This window comes from Chryseobacterium sp., from assembly GCF_019236175.1.
GTDB lineage: Bacteria > Bacteroidota > Bacteroidia > Flavobacteriales > Weeksellaceae > Chryseobacterium.
In genome coordinates this window covers 345,234-364,563 of the sequence record NZ_JAFAJM010000004.1, presented here as the reverse complement: position 1 = coordinate 364,563, position 19,330 = coordinate 345,234, and the positions used below count along the sequence as shown (strand labels likewise).

The following is a 19,330-nucleotide window of genomic DNA, read 5'->3' as shown; positions in this document are numbered from 1 at the left end:
GGGGCGAGAATAATAGCCTGCGGATCCTGCACCGTCCGCGAGGAGGTCTCCGGCTGATACAGTATCGTCTGTGAAAAGACCGATACCGACCAGAGCGATAATATATAGAAAATTTTCATGATTTGTGTTTTTGTTTCTAAATAAAATTCTGATTTACAGTGTTTTTAAATAAAATTGTTTATATCCCTAGCTATGCTATCTTTTGGTAATATTTTTACTGAAGGTTCTTCCGTCTTTCAGGGTGAATCGAAGGATATAAACGCCCCATTCATAGCCACTCATATCGATTTTCAGCTGACGGTTGAGCTGGGGAAGATTTTGCTGCTGGAATTTCCAGTGTGTAGTACTATGCTGATACAATGAAACCGATTCTATCAGTTTGTCTGTCTCTTCTGTCCAGTCAATAGTGAGAATATCATTCACAGGGACCGGATATACCCTGACCTGCTTCCAGAACTCTTTTTCGTCCATAAGTGATGTTGTTTTGGGCTCTTCACGTAAGGCATTTGTTTCGGCTCTTTTGGCTGATAGATTGGTTCCTCTGTATTTCTGATTTCCGGCTTCATCGTATTTAAAATAGACTTCGGTCTGGGAAAACCCAAGAAATCCTATCATAAGGGAACATGCCGAGAATAACTTTTTTTTCATCTGTGATCTTTTTTGATTGTCAGAAGCTCCTGCTCCAGCTTTTCAATCTTTTGAGACTGAGATTTTAACTGTTTATTCTGTTCGATAGAGTAGAGCGTTAGCTCTTCTATTTTTTCAAGCAGTTTAGCATCCATTTCCCCCAGATTGATCCCCTCTTTTTCTACTTCTCCGGCAGAGGGAATATTGGGAAGATGGCCCTTTTCTTCAATATGTTTCTCTACTTCTTCCAGACTGCGGAGCTTATACTCTTTTTTGAATACATAGTCTGCCCAGCCATTATTAGAAGGGTTTTCTACTTTTACCAGTTCTGCTTTAATTCCTTTTTTGACGTAGAAAATAAAATTAGGATCATTATCATACTGATCTGTTCCTACCGTTACTTTTCCGGTATTGAAAATAATAAGGTTGCTTTTATGAGCTCCGTCAGTAAATTTTATTCTGGTAATAAACGGTGAATTGGGAGTACTTGTGTCTGTATTAGGGTCCGTAGCATTGTCATTAGCCATATGGAATTCTAAATTTTTTCCGCCTCTGTTCCGTATAACAACGTCTGATGCTACAGACCATGGGGACTGACAGCCATTACAGTTTACACCACCAATTTCCAGCCTGCCGCCATTATTTGTTCCGTTCTTGGTAACGTCTCCCACAATAATACCGTTGACATAGGGTCCCGAAAAAAGCCTCATTCTTTCAGAGTTGTTGGATTTAAATATAAGTTCCTTATCATCACTGGTTCCGATAAAGTTGGTAGAAGGATTGGTCCCGGAGTTTCCGTTGATATTCCAGCTTTGGGCAAAAAGACCGGATGCTGAAAAGGTAAGAATGAATAATAAATTTGATTTCATTTTTGTATTACTTTTTATGTGTCTGCAAAACTAACATCCGTTGTAATTAAAACAAAATCAGTGTTTTGTGATTGTTTTTATCTTATTTGTGTGATTTATAGGTTGGCATAAATACGGATAGAATCAGCAAAATATATTTTGATGAAAAATAAGTCGGATGATGAAAAATGATGTTTTTTTATAAAATGCGTAATGTGAAAAAAATAAAACAAGTTGTAAGGTGAGATTTTGATTCGGGTAGTTTTTTTCTTATTTTTTTAATATTTTCAAGGTTACGGGAGCCGATTTTTAGTGGCTGAGCCTCTGTAAAAGAGAAAAGAAGTATTTCCTTTTTTAGTTGCCTGCAGCCCTTAAAAAAATTATCTTTGTTTTTTAAACTTTTACAGAGAAAGAATGGAAAATAGCAAATACCCAAAGTTTACGTTCACATGGCTTGGCGGCCTTACTTTGGTGATTGGACTGTTTGTAGGAACAATGGCTGTTTCTTTACTGAGTACTTTTTGGAAGGTTGTTTTCAGGGAAAATATAGAACTGAAAGACTGGTTTTTAATGCTGGCGAATTCTGTTGGATTCCTTACAGCTATTGCCTTTTTTGATTTCTTTATAGTAAGACCCACCACTAAAAAAAAGCTGAGTTTTAATTTATCTTCAGTCAACTTTTATACCTACCTTCTGATTTTTCCTATGATGGCGGGAATGATGTTTATTTCAGAATTTGTGACTTCTTTAATCCCGACAACCGGCTCTTTTTTCGGGAGTTTCTATGAATACTTTACCCAATTAATGAATCAGCTGACAGATGATCCGGTGGTAATGGTGATCATGACTGCCGTTCTTGCCCCGGTTTTTGAAGAAATTATATTCAGGGGAATTATTCAGAAAGGGCTGATGAATAAGGGAGTTGAGCCATGGAAAGCAATCCTGTATGCTTCCGTCATTTTCGGTGTGGTTCACGGAAACCCGTGGCAGTTCATCAGTGCAGTAATGCTGGGATGCGTACTGGGACTGGTGTATTATAAGACGAAATCTTTACTGATGCCTATGTTGCTGCATGGGTTTAATAATCTTACCCTTTCATTATTGGTGATTTATGGTAAAGAAGAAAGTTTTGCAAAAGTTTTACATGTTTCAGAATGGCTGATACTGGCCGTAGGAATTGTACTTTTTTCATTATTTTATTATCTTTTTATGAAAAAGTATAAAGTGCATTATGCTGAAATATAAGAATCTGTAAATGAAAAAGTAAAATTGGAAAATGAATATAGATATGGAATTATTGGTAGCAACACATAACGAACATAAAAAAGAAGAAATCCAACAGATTTTAGGAAACGACTGTATCGTGAAAAGTCTTACGGATTATCATATTCACGAAGAAATCGTAGAGGACGGAGATTCTTTTCATGCCAACGCGTTAATCAAAGCAAAATACTGCTTTGAAAAAACCGGAATTCCAAGTCTGGGAGATGACAGCGGTCTGGTAGTAGAATCTTTAGACGGAAGACCCGGTATTTTTTCTGCCCGTTATGCCGGAGATCATGACTTTGCTAAAAATATTGAAAAAGTGCTTGAAGAAATGACCGGAGTAGAAAACAGAAAGGCTTATTTTGTAACCGTTTTATGTTATTATGATGAAAACGGAGCCCAATATTTTGAAGGAAGAGTATACGGAAATTTACTGGCAGAGAATAAAGGCTTTCAGGGATTCGGATATGATCCTATTTTTGTTCCGGAAGGATATGAGAAAACCTTTGCAGAAATGGCTCCGAAGGATAAAAATAAAATCAGTCACCGCAGACAGGCCCTGGATCTGTTTATGGATTTTTTAAAAGTGACAGACTAAATACATCAATTCCCCTCCTTGAGAGGGGTTGTTTATATAAGGAAAACAACTGAACCCTGTTTTTCCTGTTGAAATTTAATGCTAAAATTTACGTTTTAGATTTTCTGTTGTACATTTGTTATAATAAATTATTGATTTGAGTACTTATTTAACGATATTAGGCTTTAATTCAGCGATACCGACTATTAATACTTCACCTACCGCCCAGCTGCTGGATATGGAAGAAAGGCTCTTTCTGATTGATTGCGGTGAAGGAACACAGGTACAGCTCAGAAAAGCAAAAGCAAGATTTTCAAAAATCAACCATATTTTTATTTCCCACCTTCATGGTGATCATTGTTTCGGACTTCCGGGGCTTATCGCCTCTTTCCGTCTTTTGGGAAGAGATAACCCGCTCCATGTATACGGTCCGAAGGGAATTAAAAAAATGCTGGAAACGATTTTTCAGATTACAGAAACTCATCGTGGGTTTGAGGTGATATATCATGAACTGGATAAAGATTATTCAGAAAAAATCTATGAGGATAACAGAATAGAGGTATATACAATCCCATTAGATCACAGAATTTATTGCAATGGTTATCTATTTAAAGAAAAACCCAAAGACCGACATCTCAATATGAAGGAGATCGCTAAATATCCCGAAATCGAAACCTGTGATTATCATCATATTAAAGCAGGAAAAGATTTCGTCTTAAGCGATGGCTATGTACTTAAAAATGAAGTGCTGACTCTTGAGCCTGCACCTGCCGTATCATATGCGTTTTGTAGTGATACCCGTTATCTGGAAAATGTAATTCCGATTATTAAAAATGTGACGGTGTTATATCACGAGTCTACATTCCTGCATGATCTTAAAGAAATGGCAGATTATACAGGGCATTCTACCGCTTTGGAAGCGGCAACTATTGCTCAGAAAGCCCAGGTAGGAAAATTGATACTGGGGCATTTTTCTAACAGGTACGGAGATTTAACGGTATTTACAGATGAAGCAAGAAACGTATTTCCTAACACCTTTTTACCGAAAGCACTGGAAAGCGTAAAAATTTAGGATGAATATGTTGAAGTTTGAAGAATTAAAGAGTTTTCTGGACGAAAAAGCGGACCGGTATAATAGTCCTGATTTTATTGAAAATGATCCGATTCAGATTCCGCATCGTTTTTCTTTACAGCAGGATATTGAGGTTGCAGGCTTTTTAGCAGCAACAATTTCCTGGGGAAACAGAAAATCAATTATTAAATCGGCAGAGAAAATGCTGGATATTATGGGGAATTCTCCTTATGATTTTGTCATGAATTATTCGGAAAAGGAGCTGGAAAATATTCAGGATAAAAGTATTCACAGGACTTTTAACGGGCAGGATTTTGCCTACTTTATCAGACAGTTTCACAGAATTTATAGTGAAAATAAGAGCCTGGAAGCTCTGTTTGAAGTAAAAGAACCGGAAACCAATTTTCTGCACGCGATAGAAAGATTCAGAAGCAGTTTCCTGGAAACAGAAAAACACCGAAGCCACAAGCATATCAGCTCGCCCGGTAAAAACTCATCGGCAAAAAGGATTATCATGTTTTTAAGATGGATGGTGCGTAAAGATAAGCATGGGGTAGATTTTGGAATCTGGGAAAATATTGATCAGAAAAATTTATCTATCCCTCTGGATGTGCATACCGGAAATATCTCAAGAAAACTGGGGCTTATTTCGAGAACTCAGAATGACTGGAAAACAGTGGAAGAGCTGGATATTGCTATCAGGCGGTTTGATGAAAACGACCCGGCAAAATATGATTTTGCATTGTTTGGACTAGGAGTAACAAAAGAACTTTTGTAAAAATATAAAAGGATGAAAAAATACAATGAAAAAGCTGAGGTTCTTGAGAAAATAGCAGACGGCATTACTTCATGGATAGGGTCTATCCCTTCTCTGATTGTGCATACTTTGCTTTTTCTTACTTCATTTCTGCTTCCTATGGTAAATCTGGTAGAATTTGATAAAATGCTTCTTATTCTTACTACGGTACTTTCTCTGGAAGCGATTTATCTGGCCATATTTATCCAGATGTCCGTCAATAAAAGCCACGAGAAAATTGAAGATATTCAGGAAGATATTGAAGAGATCAGTGAAGATATTGAGGATATCCAGGAAGATATCGAAGAAATAAGCGAGGATATCGAAGAAATCAGTGAAGACATAGAGGAAATTAATGAAGATATTGAAGATATCCAGGAAGATATCGAAGAAATTAATGAAGATGAAGAAGATGAACATCATAATGAAAGAGCGAAAAATGCGATATTGAAAAGCAATGTAAGCTCTAATAAAAATGAGATAAAAGCATTGAAAGATATTATTACCCAGCTGCAAAATGAAATTGATCAGCTGAAAAAAAACGATGAATAAGTATCACAGAATATTTTAAAAGAATCTGTGGGTCAATCATTAAATATAAAGACAGGTTAACGTAAGTTAGCCTGTCTTTTTTATTGATATTTCCGTGAATGAATACCGGATGTTGTTGTTTTGTGAATAGTTTAATGATAAGGTGTATTTGTTGTTGAATTATTTATTTTTACGCCGATATTTGATGGTGAGTGTTAATCTGATAGAGATATTTTTATTACATTTGGCTAAATAAAAAATAAAAATGTTGTGTTATAGATTAAAAAACTATCTCTTTCTCTTAGGAATGCTGCTGGTTTCAACTACTTTATTCTCACAAAGAAAACCTCCTAAAAACGTGGTGTCTGCTGTGAATAAGAGAGCCGGAGCATTTATAGATGTAAATGCAGCGGGGTACGCACCCTCGGGCTACACACCGGATCAGCTCGTAAAAGAAATTCTGATCAACGGAGGCTCTACCTGTTCTACACCTAATGTAACGAATGTAACGATAACACCGGATCAGCCGGCTGCGAGTACCGATCGCTTTTGGGGGTATTTTCACAGAGGAACGACTAATTTTCCTTTCAAGGATGGTATTGTTTTAACGACAGGCCGCGCAAGAGAAGCCGGAAATGTGGCATCCAGCGCAAGTTATAGTATACCCGGAGCCGGAGTAGATGATCCGGATCTGTTGGCAGCGGTTCCCAATTCCAATCCTAATGATCATTATAACGATAATGTTATGCTGGAATTTGATTTTGTACCTAATTCCAGTCAGGTGAAATTTAATTACATTTTTGCTTCTGAAGAATATTCAGGGTTTTATCCGTGCCAGTATTCGGACGCATTTGCTTTATTGATCAAACCTGCTGCAGGAGGTCCGTATGTGAATGTAGCTATTCTGCCGAATAATGCAGGACCTGTTGCTATGACCAATATTCATCCTCTTATTTCAGGTTTTGGAGGATGTGCAGCTATCAATGAACAGTATTTTGCAGGATATAATTCTTCACCCAATATTGTAACAAATTACGATGGAAGAACAGTTCCTTTAACTGCAGTGGCGGATGTTACCCCTGGGGTTGCCTATCATTTTAAAATGGTTTTGTCCGATTACAGAGATCATAGTTATGATTCTGCCGTATTTATAGAAGGAGGTTCTTTTGACATCGGTATTAAAATTGTTGACGGAAGCGGCGCTACTTTGCCCAATGAATTAAAAATGTGTGATAATACACCTCAGACTTTGGTTGCTCAGGTTGCGGCTATTCCGGGAATGACGTATCAGTGGTATAAGGATGGTACGGCTATCAGCGGTGCAACATCAGGAAGTTACCTGGCAACTTCTCCCGGAGTTTATCAGGTGAAAGTTTCTGTTCCTGGTAATAACTGTCCTGGGGAAGCAACCATAACCGTTATTGGCGGAACAAGCCCTACGGTTCATGATGCAGAGCTGAAACTCTGTTCTACACCTGCTCTTAGTACTTTTAATCTGGAAGATGCAAAACCTTTAATCAGTACTACGCAGGGGGCTGTATTTCGTTTTTATACGACCCAGGCAGATGCACAGGCTCAGAATAACAATAATATTACGAACCTGACAGCTTATAACGGAACGGATGGACAGATTCTGTATGTAAATGTTTCCAACGGAGCGTTTTGCAGCAGGATAGCTACCTTAACCCTGAGAAAAGAAGATACTCCTGTAGCGCAGCTTACAGCACCGAGATTAAAAATCTGTTCCGGAGAATCTCTTGTTCTGACTGCTTCAGGAGGGGTTACCTACCAGTGGAGTGATACTTCAAATACAGGGGGAGTAAGAACGGTGAGTCCAACCCAAACCACAACTTACACGGTGTATGCAATCGGTGCGCAGGGATGCAAGTCGTTACAGCCTGCCCGTATTACGGTTGAAGTAGTTCCTGCCATTGTTTCTGTATTAAAAGGAGGGCATATTTGTATTGGAGATCAACTGCTTCTGGATGCCGGTTCAGGACCCGGGTATACCTACGAGTGGAGTACAGGAGAAAAGACCCAGACTATCACTGTTGATACCCCAGGAGAATATACAGTGACCATCAGTAACGGAGTGTGTTCAAAAACCTTTAAAACACAAGTGATCCGTGCTGTAATTCCAGAAATTACCAAAGTTGATTTTAATGAAAACGGCACTTTGATTCTAACTGCAAGTAACCCAAGTAACGGTATTCTGGAATACTCAATAGATAATGGAGTTACGTGGCAGTCTTCAAATATATTCGGAAATGTACCTAAAAATAAAGTAATCTCTATTCGGGTGAAAGTGAAGTATACGAGCTGTGAAGGTTTTCTGGAATACTTTACATTTGTAATGAAAAATGTAATTACTCCTAATGGCGATCATATCAATGATATTATTGACTTTAGAGGGGTCAGCAGCTATAAGGACTTTAGCGGACTTGTTTTTGACCGCTATGGAAGAGAGGTATTCAGGGCTGAAAAAATAAGACCCTACTGGGACGGTTTTTTCCAGGGTAAACGACTTCCTACAGCTACTTACTGGTATCAGGTAACCTACGAAGATCCTGCAAGCAAACAGCTTACCGTAAAGACCGGCTGGATATTACTGAAAAATACAGAGTGATTTGAACGATCATCGAAAGACTGACTATATTGTCAGTCTTTTTTTATTTTTTTTGAATAAATAAAGTTGATATCCTACGATAAATAAATTTGCGTTAGTAATAATGTAAATTATATAAAGCTGAATTTTAATCAAAAAAAATAGTATTTTTGTTTAAAATAATATAAAATGTTAAATAGGAGAACAGGAAGTTTATTTTTTGCGCTATTTTTTACTTTCATAGGGACTTTTATCTTTTCTCAAACAAGAGAACGGGTAGAGGTTGCCAGAAGAGCCGGTGCTGCTTCTATGAGAGCCGGTGCTTTTATAGACGTCAATGCGCCTGGTTATCCTGAATCCGGATATAATATCACACAATTGGTAAAGGATGTTTTAATATCCGGAGGCGGTTGTACCACTTCAGTTGTAAATAATGTAACCGTTTCTCCTAATTTAGCCCCAGGTAACCCGGAACGAAGCTGGGGATATTTTAATAAAGCAAGTACCAATTTTCCTTTCAGTAAAGGGATTATATTATCCACCGGATATGCCAATAAGGCCGGGAATAGTTTTCAGGCAACACTGAGTGATGGCCTGTCTTCGGGCGGAGATATTGATCTGGCTACAGCATTAGGAATTAATAACAACTTGTTATTTGATGCTACGTCTATAGAATTTGATTTTGTAGCATCTTCCACTGAGATTTCATTCAGATATTTATTTGCATCCAAAGAATATCAGCAGAGTTTTCCGTGTAGTATTACTGATGGTTTTGCTTTATTGCTGAAAAAAGTAAATGACCCTACTTATACCAATCTTGCTGTTCTTCCTAATGGAGCAGGACCGGTAAGTGTAAAAAATATTCACCCGGCTTATCCCAATTGCGGCCCTATTAATGAAGCATATTACGGAGGAACCAATACCGCCCAGATTGAAACAAACTTTGACGGACGTACCATTCCTTTGACTGCAAAAGCAACGGTTGTTCCTGGCCAGACTTATCATTTTAAAATGGTATTGGCCGACTATCAGGATAAAAATTTTGATTCAGCTGTTTTTCTGGAAGCAGGATCATTTGATATCGGGGTGAAAATTCTGGATCCTGCAGGAGTGCAGCTTCCTGCCAGTATCAATATGTGTGATAATTCACCACAGCTTTTAACAGCCTCTGTTCAGGGACCTAATATTACCTATCAGTGGTATCAGGGAACAACGGCTATACCTGGTGCAACAGGTGTTAATTATACAGCTACACAACCGGGAGTATATTCTGTGAAAGTTTATATTCAGGGAAATACATGCCCCGGAGAAGCAACGGTTACTATTGTTGGGGGAACATCTCCTACAGTACAGAATGCAACGTTAACCGCCTGTTATGCTGCAGGAAATGCAACTTTTAATTTAACGTCAGCCCAAACTGCTATAAGTACAACTCCCGGAGCTACATTTGCCTATTATGCTGTACAGGCTGATGCTAATGCCGGAAATGCAAACACGATCCCGAATCCTGCTGCATATCAGAGCGCGGGCGGACAAACCGTATATGTTTTGGTAAAAAACGGCTTCTGTTCCAAGGTAGCTCAATTACAACTGGTAAAAGCGCCGCAGATGACAGCAACGATAGCTCCTCCGGCGGTATTGACGTGTGCTAATTCACAGACCACACTGGATGCTTCCACTTCAGTTTATCCTGCGGGAGCTACATTCAACTGGACGACTACGGGAGGAAATATTCTTTCGGGAGGCAATACATTGACTCCTGTTGTAAATGCTGCAGGAACTTATACTTTAACCATATCAAAAGCTTATCAACCCGGAAATGTAACCTGTACGTCAACATCCAGTGTTACGGTAACAGGAGATAGTGCACCACCTGCAACAGGGCTTACTGCCAGTAAACTGAAAATATGTAAAGGAGATTCGACTGTATTAACTGCTACAGGAGGAGCTACCTATAACTGGACAGGCCTTGCCGGTAACGGAAATACACAGACAGTATCACCTACGGCTACTACCACCTATTCTGTGATTGCCGTTGGTGCTAATGGATGTGTGGCCCAGAGTCCGGCAACAATTACTATTGAAGTATCAGAACCTTTTACGGCACAAAATGCAACGTTACATAAATGCTATGCTCCGGGATTATCTTATAACCTGACGGATGCTCAGCCTCAGATTACAACCACTACAGGAGTTACATTTACCTACTACATCAATCAGGCTGACGCGCTGGCTGCAAATGCTAACTCTATCGCTAATCCGACAACCTATTCGCCACCGGGAAATCAAACAATATATGTGCTGGTAAGCAATGGCGGATGTAGCTATGTAGTTTCCCTGCAGTTATTGAGAACAGCTGAAACTACTTTAACAATAGCAGCTCCGCAAACTGTTACCTGTACAAACCCTCAGATTACCCTGAATGCTTCAGCTTCTGTAATACCTCCGGGCTCTACAATTACCTGGACAACAACAGGAGGTACTATAGTATCCGGAGCCGCTACACTTACTCCTGTAGTGAGTGCCGGTGGAGTATATACACTGACTGTTACCAATACTTCCCAGCCAGGCAATTTAAACTGTACATATACCGCCGCTGTAACCGTTACCCAGGATACAGCACAACCTGTAGCCGGGCTTACTTCTTCCCAACCCCGTATTTGTGTGGGAGAATCTGTAACATTAACTGCTACAGGAGGGGTTACCTACAATTGGGTAGGGCTTACCGGAAATGGAAATACACAGGTAGTTTCTCCAAACAATACCACGGTATATACGGTTTATGCAGTAGGGGCTAACGGTTGTGTCTCCGCAAATCCTGCTACCGTTACCGTACAGGTGGGGCCGCCCATTGCAGGAATAGCCGCCTCTAAAACAAAAATTTGTGCCGGAGAATCTGTAACCTTAACAGCAACCGGAGGAATTACTTATAACTGGGTGGGGCTTACAGGAAACGGAAGTACCCAGATTGTAACTCCTGCCGTGACTACCATTTATTCAGTCTATGCATTAGGAGGAAACGGATGTAGTTCTGTAGCTCCGGCTACAATTACTATTGAAGTGGTTCCTGCGATAGTATCTACCCTGAAAGATGTATATGTTTGCGCCGGGGACAGCGGAATCCTAGACGCAGGTGCAGGACCTAATTATACTTATGTATGGAGTACGGGAGCGACTACACAGACCATAACGGTAAATCAGCCGGGAACTTATAGTGTAACGATAAGCAACGGAGTATGTTCTAAAGTATTTTCCGCCCAGCTCATCAATCCTGATTTGCCGCAGTTTACCAATGTAGTCTATGATAATCATGTTCTTACCCTGACAGCGAGTAACCCTACAAATGGTATTCTGGAATATTCTATCGACGGAGGAGCAACATGGCAGCCATCCAATATATTTTACGGAACATTAAACAATACAACCTATCATCTGATGGTAAGAGTAAAAGGAGCAAAGTGTGGAACTTCGCTGGATTATTTTACTCTGATAATCAATAATGCAATCACTCCGAATATGGATGGTTTTAATGATACCATTGATTTCACGGGAATCAGCGGATATAACAATTTTGCAGCTTCTGTTTTTGACCGATACGGAGCCGAAGTGTTTAAAGCTACAAAAAGTGATGCCATATGGAGAGGTTCTTTAAAGGGGATTAATCTGCCTACCGGAACTTACTGGTACAGGGTACAATGGGATAATCCGGCCAGTAAAAAACTGGAACAGCGTTCAGGCTGGATCCTGTTAAAAAACAGAAATTAGGAAACTATAAAAAATAAGTAACGAGATCTTTCAGAAATGGAAGATCTCGTTTGTTTTTATGAAAGATACTGATCATATGATTTAAGTTGGTTTTAAAGTATCTTATTTAATGAAATATGTATAGAATTCTTTGTTTTTGTTTTTAAAATCGGAATAAATAACGGAAATTGTTAAGATAATTTTTTAAGGGTATTTTTATTCTTTTTTCATAAAAAAAATAAATATGTGTATGGTATGTTTAAAAAAAAATTAAATTTGTTGAAACAAAAGTATTATGAGAAGAAGATATCTACCGTTTTATTTATTTTTCCTATTTCTATCTACATTTCTGTTTTCACAAACCCCTAATCGTCCGTCCCGAGAAATTATAAAAGAGAGAAGTTCTCCACTATCCAGGAGAGCGGGAGCTTTTATTGATGTAAATGCTCCGGGATATACCGAAACCAGTTATACTATAGATAAACTTGTAAAAGATGTATTAATTTCATCAGGAACAAATACCTGTGTAACTCCCAGTGTTACGAATGTAAAGATTACTCCTAATCACGCAGTAGGTGATGCAGACAGATCATGGGGGTATTTTCATAAAGGGACAACAGCTTTCCCTTTTAAAGACGGGATTATCCTGTCTACAGGATTTGCGAGAAGAGGAGGAAATACTTATGAAGGTCCTTTGCCTCTGAGTGATATCAATGGAGGAGGTACAGATCCCGATCTTGCTCAGGCCACAGGAGCTACAGGAACTCTGACAGATGCCGTGCTTCTTGAATTTGATTTCGTTCCTACCACTTCTCAGATTAAGTTTAATTATATACTGGCTTCTGAAGAATATACGGGTACTTTCCCTTGTAATTATGCAGATGCTTTTGCTATTTTACTTAGACCTACTTCAGGAGGGCCTTATACCAACATGGCGGTGCTTCCTAATGGAGCTGGCCCTGTAAGTGTAACCAATATCCGTCCGTTAATTCCAAATGGCTGTGCCGCTGTGAATGAGCAGTATTTCGGAGGTTACAATACAGCAAACATCGAAACTAATTTTGCCGGAAGAACAATTCCTCTTACCGCTACCGCTACAGTAACTGCCGGACAGGAGTATCATTTTAAAATGGTTATTGCAGATTACGGACCGTTTGGAGCAGACCATTCCTATGATTCTGCCGTATTTCTGGAAGGAGGATCTTTTAATATCGGAGTAGAACTTCTGGACCCGACCGGAACTAAACTGCCGGATGAGATTAATGTATGTGATAATGTACCACAGGTGATTACAGCTTCTGTAAGTGATCCTAATTTATTATATCAATGGTATTATAACGGAACACCGATTCCTAATGCCACTACCAATACAATTACAGCTGTACAGCCGGGAACTTATACGATTGAAGTAAGTGTTCCTGGAAATCCATGTCCGGGAAAAGCCTCCATAGAAATTCATGGCGGATTTACCCCGCAGGCTCAGGATGCTACCTTACTGCTTTGTACCACGCCGGATATTACAACCTTTGATTTAAGTACCATTATGCCTTCTATCAGCCCGACTCCGGGAGCTGTATTTAAATTTTACGTAAATCAGGCAGATGCTATTGCTCAAAATAATAATAATATTCAGAATATTTTAAATTATAACGGAAACGACGGCCAGATTTTATATGTAGTAGTTTCCAACGGAGGCTTCTGCAGCAAAATGATTGAGCTTACTCTCCTAAAAGAAGTGACCCCTACAGCCAAATTGAAATCTTCTAAAATAAAGATCTGTCCGGGAGAATCCGTTACCCTTTCTGCTGAAGGCGGTGATACTTATTTCTGGGATAATTTCTCAGGAAACGGAAGTACACAGACGGTTACTTTATACAACAGTACTACATTTACCGTATGGGCGATCGGGACAAAAGGATGCAGATCCCTGATTCCGGCAACCATCAGAATTGAAGTAACTCCTGAAATTACAACACCTTTAACGGATGTTGAACTGTGTTTAGGAGACCGTGTTACGCTGGATGCAGGAGCCGGACCTAATTATAAATACCTGTGGAGTACAGGCGCTACCACACAGAAAATTGAAGTCAGCCAGTGGGGAACTTATACCGTGCAAATTGACAACGGTATCTGTAAAAAAATATTCCCGGTTAAAGTAATGGGGGCAGCTACTCCTTATTTTACAGCCATGGATTATGACGGAGTTAAAAAATCGCTGACCGTTACGGCAGAAAATCCTCCGATGAATAATACCCCAAGTACTCTGGAATATTCTATTGATAACGGATTGACATGGCAGGATTCTAATGTCTTTACGGGTCTTGTAGATAATACAAAGTATAATCTTATGGTAAGAAGAGTAGGGACATCCTGTGTAGGTACCCTGGAATTCTTTACCTTTAAAATCAACAACATCATTACCCCGAATGAAGATGGTATCAATGATGTCTTGGATCTTAAAGCTCTTGGAGATTTCAAGAACTTTACCGGTTCCGTATATGACAGATACGGGGCAGAAATGTTCAGATTCTCAAAAGAAAACCCTGTGTGGAACGGAACAATAGGCGGAAAGAGACTTCCTACAGCAACCTATTGGTATAAATTTAATTTTGAATACCCTAAATCAAAAACGCAGATGAACTGGTCCGGATGGATTATGCTGAAGAATAGGGATTAAAATAAGTACATGATTTAAAAAAGAGCCTTTCAGACAATCTGAAAGGCTTTTTTATGAAGTAATGCCCAAAAAATCTTTAGGTATATCTGTATTTTATTGATTTTCTTTCCAGAGTCTGGTGAAATTTATAAAATCTGTAACACTGAGTTCTTCAGCCCTTTTATCTAAAAACTCATGGGTTTTTAAAGCCTCGGGAATATTCAGAACTTTTAATGCATTGGAAAGTTTTTTTCTTCTCTGGTTGAAACCTGCTTTTACGATCTGTTTGAACAGAACCTCGTTGCCGGTTAAACCTTCTTTAGGATTTCTTGTCAGTCTGATTACTCCTGATTTCACTTTCGGAGGAGGGTTGAAGACATTCTCATGAACCGTAAACATATATGATACGTCATAATAAGCCTGAATCAGAACAGATAGGATACCATAATCTTTAGTTCTCGGCACTGCAGCCGTTCTTTCTGCAACCTCCTTTTGGAACATTCCCACCATTTCTGGAATCAGCTCATAGTGGTCAACGATCTGAAATAAAATCTGTGAAGAAATATTATACGGGAAATTACCGATGATGGCAATTTGTTCCTTCTGGAGAAAGTTAAAATCCTGTTTCAGAAAATCCCCCACAAAAGTCTCTTCTGTAATCTTAGAATAGTTGTTTTTTAAGTATTCGATAGATTCCGTATCAATTTCTGCCAGATAAATATGCTGGTCCTTCTCAATAAGATATTTGGTAAGAACTCCCGTTCCGGGGCCTACTTCCATGATATTATTATAGTTCTCAAAACTAAGACCTTCTACGATTTTTCTTGCGATGTTTTCATCTGTCAGGAAGTGCTGTCCAAGATGTTTTTTTGCTTTTACACTCAAAGTTTTTTATGATTTTATTAACAATGATTTTCTTTTTTTCGTCCCAAATTTCGGAAGTTTTTTTCTATTTTAGCCAAAAATTTTAATATTAATGGCTAAATCTGTAGATGAGTTTAATAAGAAAAGGCTTCGGTCCAGCAATATTACAGTGGTGATAAGTATTGCCTTAGTGTTATTTTTGTTGGGATTAATGGGGCTTATTTTAATCAATGCTCAAAAGTATTCTGACTATATCAAAGAACAATTGGTAGTGAATGCCTACTTTGATCAAAACTATGATGCTAAAGATTCTGTAAAGATTGCAAAACTAGAGGAAGAAACTTTTAAAAAAGTACAGACGCTGGCTCCTGTGAAAAAGGCGACCTATATTTCAAGAACAATGGCTGCGAAAGAGGCTAAGAAAAGTATGGGAATCGATAGTGACGCTTTGTTTGAAGAAAATATTTTCCCTTCATCTATCGAAATTGCTTTAAAACCGGAATATGTAGACCCTACAAAAATTGATGAGGCGATCAAGGTGATCAAATCTGTTCCGGGAATCATTGATGTTAAAAATGATAGCACACTTATGGTGGACGTGTACAATAACCTGAGCAGAATTTTAAAATGGATCTTAGGATTCTCAGTCCTGTTTCTGGTATTGGCTGTTGTATTGATCAACAACTCGATCCGTCTGAAGATATTTTCTAAAAGATTTATTATTAAAACCATGCAGCTGGTGGGGGCTAAGAGAAGATTTATTTTGAAGCCTTTTATTATAGAAGCGGTGATTTTAGGAGCTATCGGAGCACTCATAGGTCTTTTAGCTTTATTCGGTGTATGGTATTACTTTACTAATCAGATTGGACAGGCATTTGCACAGGACAATCAACAATATGTGTGGCTGGTGTTACTGGTGTTCGGAGTAGGGATTTTTATCACTGTTCTAAGTACCATTATTGCAACATGGAGGTTCTTAAAATCAAACGTTGACGATTTATATTACTCTTAATAATGAGCAAAAAAACAAATAAATTTTCCGCTTCGGAGTTTGGACGAGAAGCAGAAGCACCGCAAGAAAAGACGTTCTATTTCGGGCAGCAGAATTTCAAATGGATGCTAATCGGTCTGGCATTTATCGTGGGTGGTTTTTTACTGATGATGGGCCCGGATGCCAATACAGTAGACGGGAAATTTGACCCGAATTCTTGGAATGATGGTGTTTTTTCCATCAGAAGAGTCAGAATAGCACCCTTGTTTGTTGTGATTGGTTTTGCCATAGAGGTATATGCTATTTTAAAAAGAAAATAAATAAAAACTTATATTTAGAGATTAAGAGATTAAGAAATTCAGCGTGTTGATTCTGAATTTCCGGATCTCTTAATCTTTTAATTTTTACAGAATATGGATTTAATCAAAGCAATCATTATTGCCATTGTAGAGGGACTTACAGAATATCTTCCTATTTCTTCTACCGCACATATGGGATTTACGGCCAGTCTGATGGGGCTTCCCGAAGATGAATTTTTGAAGATGTTTCAGGTATCTATTCAGTTTGGAGCTATTTTATCGGTAGTTGTGGCTTACTGGAAAAAGTTTTTTGACCTTAACAATATTCAGTTTTATTTTAAACTGGCTTTTGCAGTCGTTCCTGCATTGGTTTTAGGATATTTATTTGATGATAAAATTGAAGCTGTTCTTGGAAATCAGATTGCTATATCCTCTGTACTGGTGTTAGGAGGAGTGGTTTTATTGTTTGCCGATCAGTGGTTTAAGAATCCTACTATTGATGATGAAAAAGGAATTACAATAAAAAAAGCAGTGACCATCGGATTTTGGCAGTGTCTTGCAATGATGCCCGGAACAAGCCGAAGTGCTGCTTCCATCATTGGAGGAATGACCCAGGGACTTACCAGAAAGGCTGCTGCAGAATTTTCTTTTTTCCTTGCAGTTCCTACGATGTTAGCCGTAACCGTATATTCTGTTTTTGTTAAAACATGGGGGAAAGAAACTGCAAATCCACAGAAAGGATATGAAATGATCATGGCATCACAGGAGCATATGATCACTTTTTTGGTAGGAAATGTCGTTGCATTTATTGTAGCTCTTATTGCGATCAAAGCATTTATTGGAGTATTGAATAAATATGGTTTCAAGCCTTGGGGATGGTACCGTATTTTTGTAGGAGTCGCTTTGCTTATTTATTTTTATTTCTTTAAATAAAAACAATTCATGACCGCTGAAGAACTGAAATCAGGATATACATTTTTATTAGACAAACCTTTGGACTGGACTTCTTTTCAGGCTGTCAATAAAATGAAATATAAACTTAAAAGGGAGTTCGACCTTCCTAAAAAATTTAAAATCGGGCATGCCGGAACATTAGATCCAAGAGCAACAGGTCTTCTTATCGTATGCTGTGGAAAATTTACCAAAAATATTCCTGAAATTCAGGATGCTCCCAAAGAATACTGGACAGAAATAAAGATCGGGGTACAAACTGAATCTTATGATACTGAAAAACCGGAAATTCTTCATCAGGATATCTCCCATATCACGGATGAACAGGTAAAGGAAACTTTAGAAAAATTCGTAGGAGAAATCGATCAGAAACCTCCTGTTTATTCTGCCATTAAGATTGACGGGGAAAGAGCCTATAATCTGGCAAGAGCAGGTGAAGAAGTAGAAATGAAGTCGAGAAAGACGACCATTCACTACATCAAGGATATTACGATAAATTTCCCATTGGTAAGCTTTATGGTGGGCTGTTCAAAAGGTACATATATCCGGAGTCTTGCTCATGATATCGGACAGGAACTTGGGGTCGGAGCTTATCTGACGCAGCTGAGACGTACCAAAATCGGAGATTATAAAATTGAAGATGCTACGGATCAGTTTTTGAATAACGATTTTAGATTTGAAGGAATGTAAGAATACCCTTACAGATTTCATTTTACAATAAAAATATTTCCGGGTAGGGAAAAGATTAATGGAAAAAACACGTATTAATAAATATTTATCAGAAGCAGGGTATTGTTCAAGAAGAGCAGCAGACAAGCTTCTGGAGGAGGGCAGAATAACAATTAACGGAAAGATTCCGGAAATGGGGACTAAAGTTTCAGATGAAGATGTTGTAGAAGTAGACGGCAAACCAATCAGAGAACCACAGGATCAACCGGTATATATTGTTTTCAATAAACCTGTCGGAATTGTATGTACTACTGATACAAAACGTGAAAAAAATAATATTGTAGATTATATCAACCATCCTAAAAGAATTTTTCCGATCGGAAGACTGGATAAGCCCAGTGAAGGATTGATTCTCTTAACCAGCGATGGTGATATCGTCAATAAAATTCTTAGAGCCAGAAACAATCACGAAAAAGAATATCTGGTACGGGTAGATAAACCTATCACACCAAGATTTCTGGAAAAAATGAGAAACGGGGTTCCGATTTTAGATACAGTAACCAGAAAATGCGAGGTTGAAAAAATTGATGATATGAACTTCAGGATTATTCTTACCCAAGGATTGAACAGACAAATCCGAAGAATGTGCGAATATCTGGGGTATGAGGTGAAAAAGCTAAAGCGGATCCGCATCATGAATATCAAACTTGATTTGCCTGTCGGAAAATGGAGAGACCTGACGAATGAAGAATTAAATACATTAAATTCTTTACTTTCAGACTCCAGCAAAACAGTAGATTAAAATGCAGTAAAAGCCTGGAATTGAAAGTGAAT

Annotated in this window: 16 protein-coding genes; 13 read left to right on the top strand and 3 right to left on the bottom strand. The window is 38.5% G+C overall.

The window, feature by feature from the left end:
- Nucleotides 1-195 precede the first annotated feature (195 nt).
- Entirely contained in the window at nucleotides 196-648 is a 453-nt protein-coding gene (locus tag JO178_RS04220) for a T9SS type A sorting domain-containing protein (protein WP_291932141.1), read from the bottom strand.
- Complete coding sequence (locus tag JO178_RS04215) at nucleotides 645-1,496, bottom strand: cell wall anchor protein (protein ID WP_291932111.1); 852 nt, start codon at nucleotides 1,494-1,496, stop codon at nucleotides 645-647. Before JO178_RS04215 ends, JO178_RS04220 begins: the two co-directional genes overlap by 4 nt.
- A gap of 393 nt (nucleotides 1,497-1,889) precedes the next feature.
- Here JO178_RS04215 and JO178_RS04210 point away from each other — a divergent pair, with 393 nt between their 5' ends.
- The 8 genes from JO178_RS04210 to JO178_RS04175 all read left to right on the top strand — a co-directional run bounded on the left by JO178_RS04210 (nucleotide 1,890) and on the right by JO178_RS04175 (nucleotide 14,743).
- On the top strand, nucleotides 1,890-2,720 hold the full coding sequence (locus JO178_RS04210; RefSeq protein ID WP_291932108.1) for a type II CAAX endopeptidase family protein: 831 nt from the start codon (nucleotides 1,890-1,892) through the stop codon (nucleotides 2,718-2,720).
- 37 nt (nucleotides 2,721-2,757) lie between these two features.
- The gene (rdgB, locus tag JO178_RS04205) at nucleotides 2,758-3,339 is read left to right on the top strand and encodes an RdgB/HAM1 family non-canonical purine NTP pyrophosphatase (protein WP_291932154.1); all 582 of its coding nucleotides are present in this window, start codon (nucleotides 2,758-2,760) and stop codon (nucleotides 3,337-3,339) included.
- Nucleotides 3,340-3,475: 136 nt separating this feature from the next.
- The gene (locus JO178_RS04200) at nucleotides 3,476-4,390 is read left to right on the top strand and encodes a ribonuclease Z (protein WP_291932105.1); all 915 of its coding nucleotides are present in this window, start codon (nucleotides 3,476-3,478) and stop codon (nucleotides 4,388-4,390) included.
- Nucleotides 4,391-4,400: 10 nt separating this feature from the next.
- The gene (locus tag JO178_RS04195) at nucleotides 4,401-5,168 is read left to right on the top strand and encodes a TIGR02757 family protein (protein ID WP_291932152.1); all 768 of its coding nucleotides are present in this window, start codon (nucleotides 4,401-4,403) and stop codon (nucleotides 5,166-5,168) included.
- Nucleotides 5,169-5,180: 12 nt separating this feature from the next.
- The gene (locus tag JO178_RS04190) at nucleotides 5,181-5,738 is read left to right on the top strand and encodes a DUF1003 domain-containing protein (protein ID WP_291932102.1); all 558 of its coding nucleotides are present in this window, start codon (nucleotides 5,181-5,183) and stop codon (nucleotides 5,736-5,738) included.
- 244 nt (nucleotides 5,739-5,982) lie between these two features.
- A complete protein-coding gene (locus JO178_RS04185; protein ID WP_291932098.1) occupies nucleotides 5,983-8,343 on the top strand; it encodes a choice-of-anchor L domain-containing protein in 2,361 nt (786 codons plus the stop codon).
- A gap of 168 nt (nucleotides 8,344-8,511) precedes the next feature.
- Nucleotides 8,512-12,087 carry a choice-of-anchor L domain-containing protein gene (locus tag JO178_RS04180; RefSeq protein WP_291932093.1) on the top strand — a complete coding sequence of 1,192 codons (3,576 nt, stop codon included), beginning with the start codon at nucleotides 8,512-8,514 and terminating at the stop codon, nucleotides 12,085-12,087.
- 274 nt (nucleotides 12,088-12,361) lie between these two features.
- Nucleotides 12,362-14,743, top strand: coding sequence for a choice-of-anchor L domain-containing protein (locus JO178_RS04175; RefSeq protein ID WP_291932091.1), 2,382 nt, complete (start codon nucleotides 12,362-12,364; stop codon nucleotides 14,741-14,743).
- Nucleotides 14,744-14,836: 93 nt separating this feature from the next.
- On the opposite strand, the gene rsmA is transcribed toward JO178_RS04175, so the two are convergent.
- Nucleotides 14,837-15,607 (bottom strand): 16S rRNA (adenine(1518)-N(6)/adenine(1519)-N(6))-dimethyltransferase RsmA, encoded by a 771-nt coding sequence (rsmA, locus tag JO178_RS04170; protein ID WP_291932086.1) that lies wholly within the window; start codon nucleotides 15,605-15,607, stop codon nucleotides 14,837-14,839.
- A gap of 91 nt (nucleotides 15,608-15,698) precedes the next feature.
- Here rsmA and JO178_RS04165 point away from each other — a divergent pair, with 91 nt between their 5' ends.
- The 5 genes from JO178_RS04165 (at nucleotide 15,699) to rluF (ending at nucleotide 19,298) form a co-directional block, all read left to right on the top strand.
- Nucleotides 15,699-16,598: a permease-like cell division protein FtsX gene (locus JO178_RS04165; protein WP_291932083.1), complete on the top strand. Its 900-nt coding sequence runs from the start codon at nucleotides 15,699-15,701 to the stop codon at nucleotides 16,596-16,598.
- A 2-nt stretch (nucleotides 16,599-16,600) separates the two neighbouring features.
- The gene (locus tag JO178_RS04160) at nucleotides 16,601-16,897 is read left to right on the top strand and encodes a DUF3098 domain-containing protein (protein ID WP_291932080.1); all 297 of its coding nucleotides are present in this window, start codon (nucleotides 16,601-16,603) and stop codon (nucleotides 16,895-16,897) included.
- A gap of 93 nt (nucleotides 16,898-16,990) precedes the next feature.
- Nucleotides 16,991-17,809 carry an undecaprenyl-diphosphate phosphatase gene (locus JO178_RS04155; protein ID WP_291932077.1) on the top strand — a complete coding sequence of 273 codons (819 nt, stop codon included), beginning with the start codon at nucleotides 16,991-16,993 and terminating at the stop codon, nucleotides 17,807-17,809.
- Nucleotides 17,810-17,818: 9 nt separating this feature from the next.
- Nucleotides 17,819-18,517 carry a tRNA pseudouridine(55) synthase TruB gene (gene truB, locus JO178_RS04150; protein WP_291932074.1) on the top strand — a complete coding sequence of 233 codons (699 nt, stop codon included), beginning with the start codon at nucleotides 17,819-17,821 and terminating at the stop codon, nucleotides 18,515-18,517.
- A 58-nt stretch (nucleotides 18,518-18,575) separates the two neighbouring features.
- Complete coding sequence (gene rluF, locus JO178_RS04145; RefSeq protein WP_291932072.1) at nucleotides 18,576-19,298, top strand: 23S rRNA pseudouridine(2604) synthase RluF; 723 nt, start codon at nucleotides 18,576-18,578, stop codon at nucleotides 19,296-19,298.
- Nucleotides 19,299-19,330 lie beyond the last annotated feature (32 nt).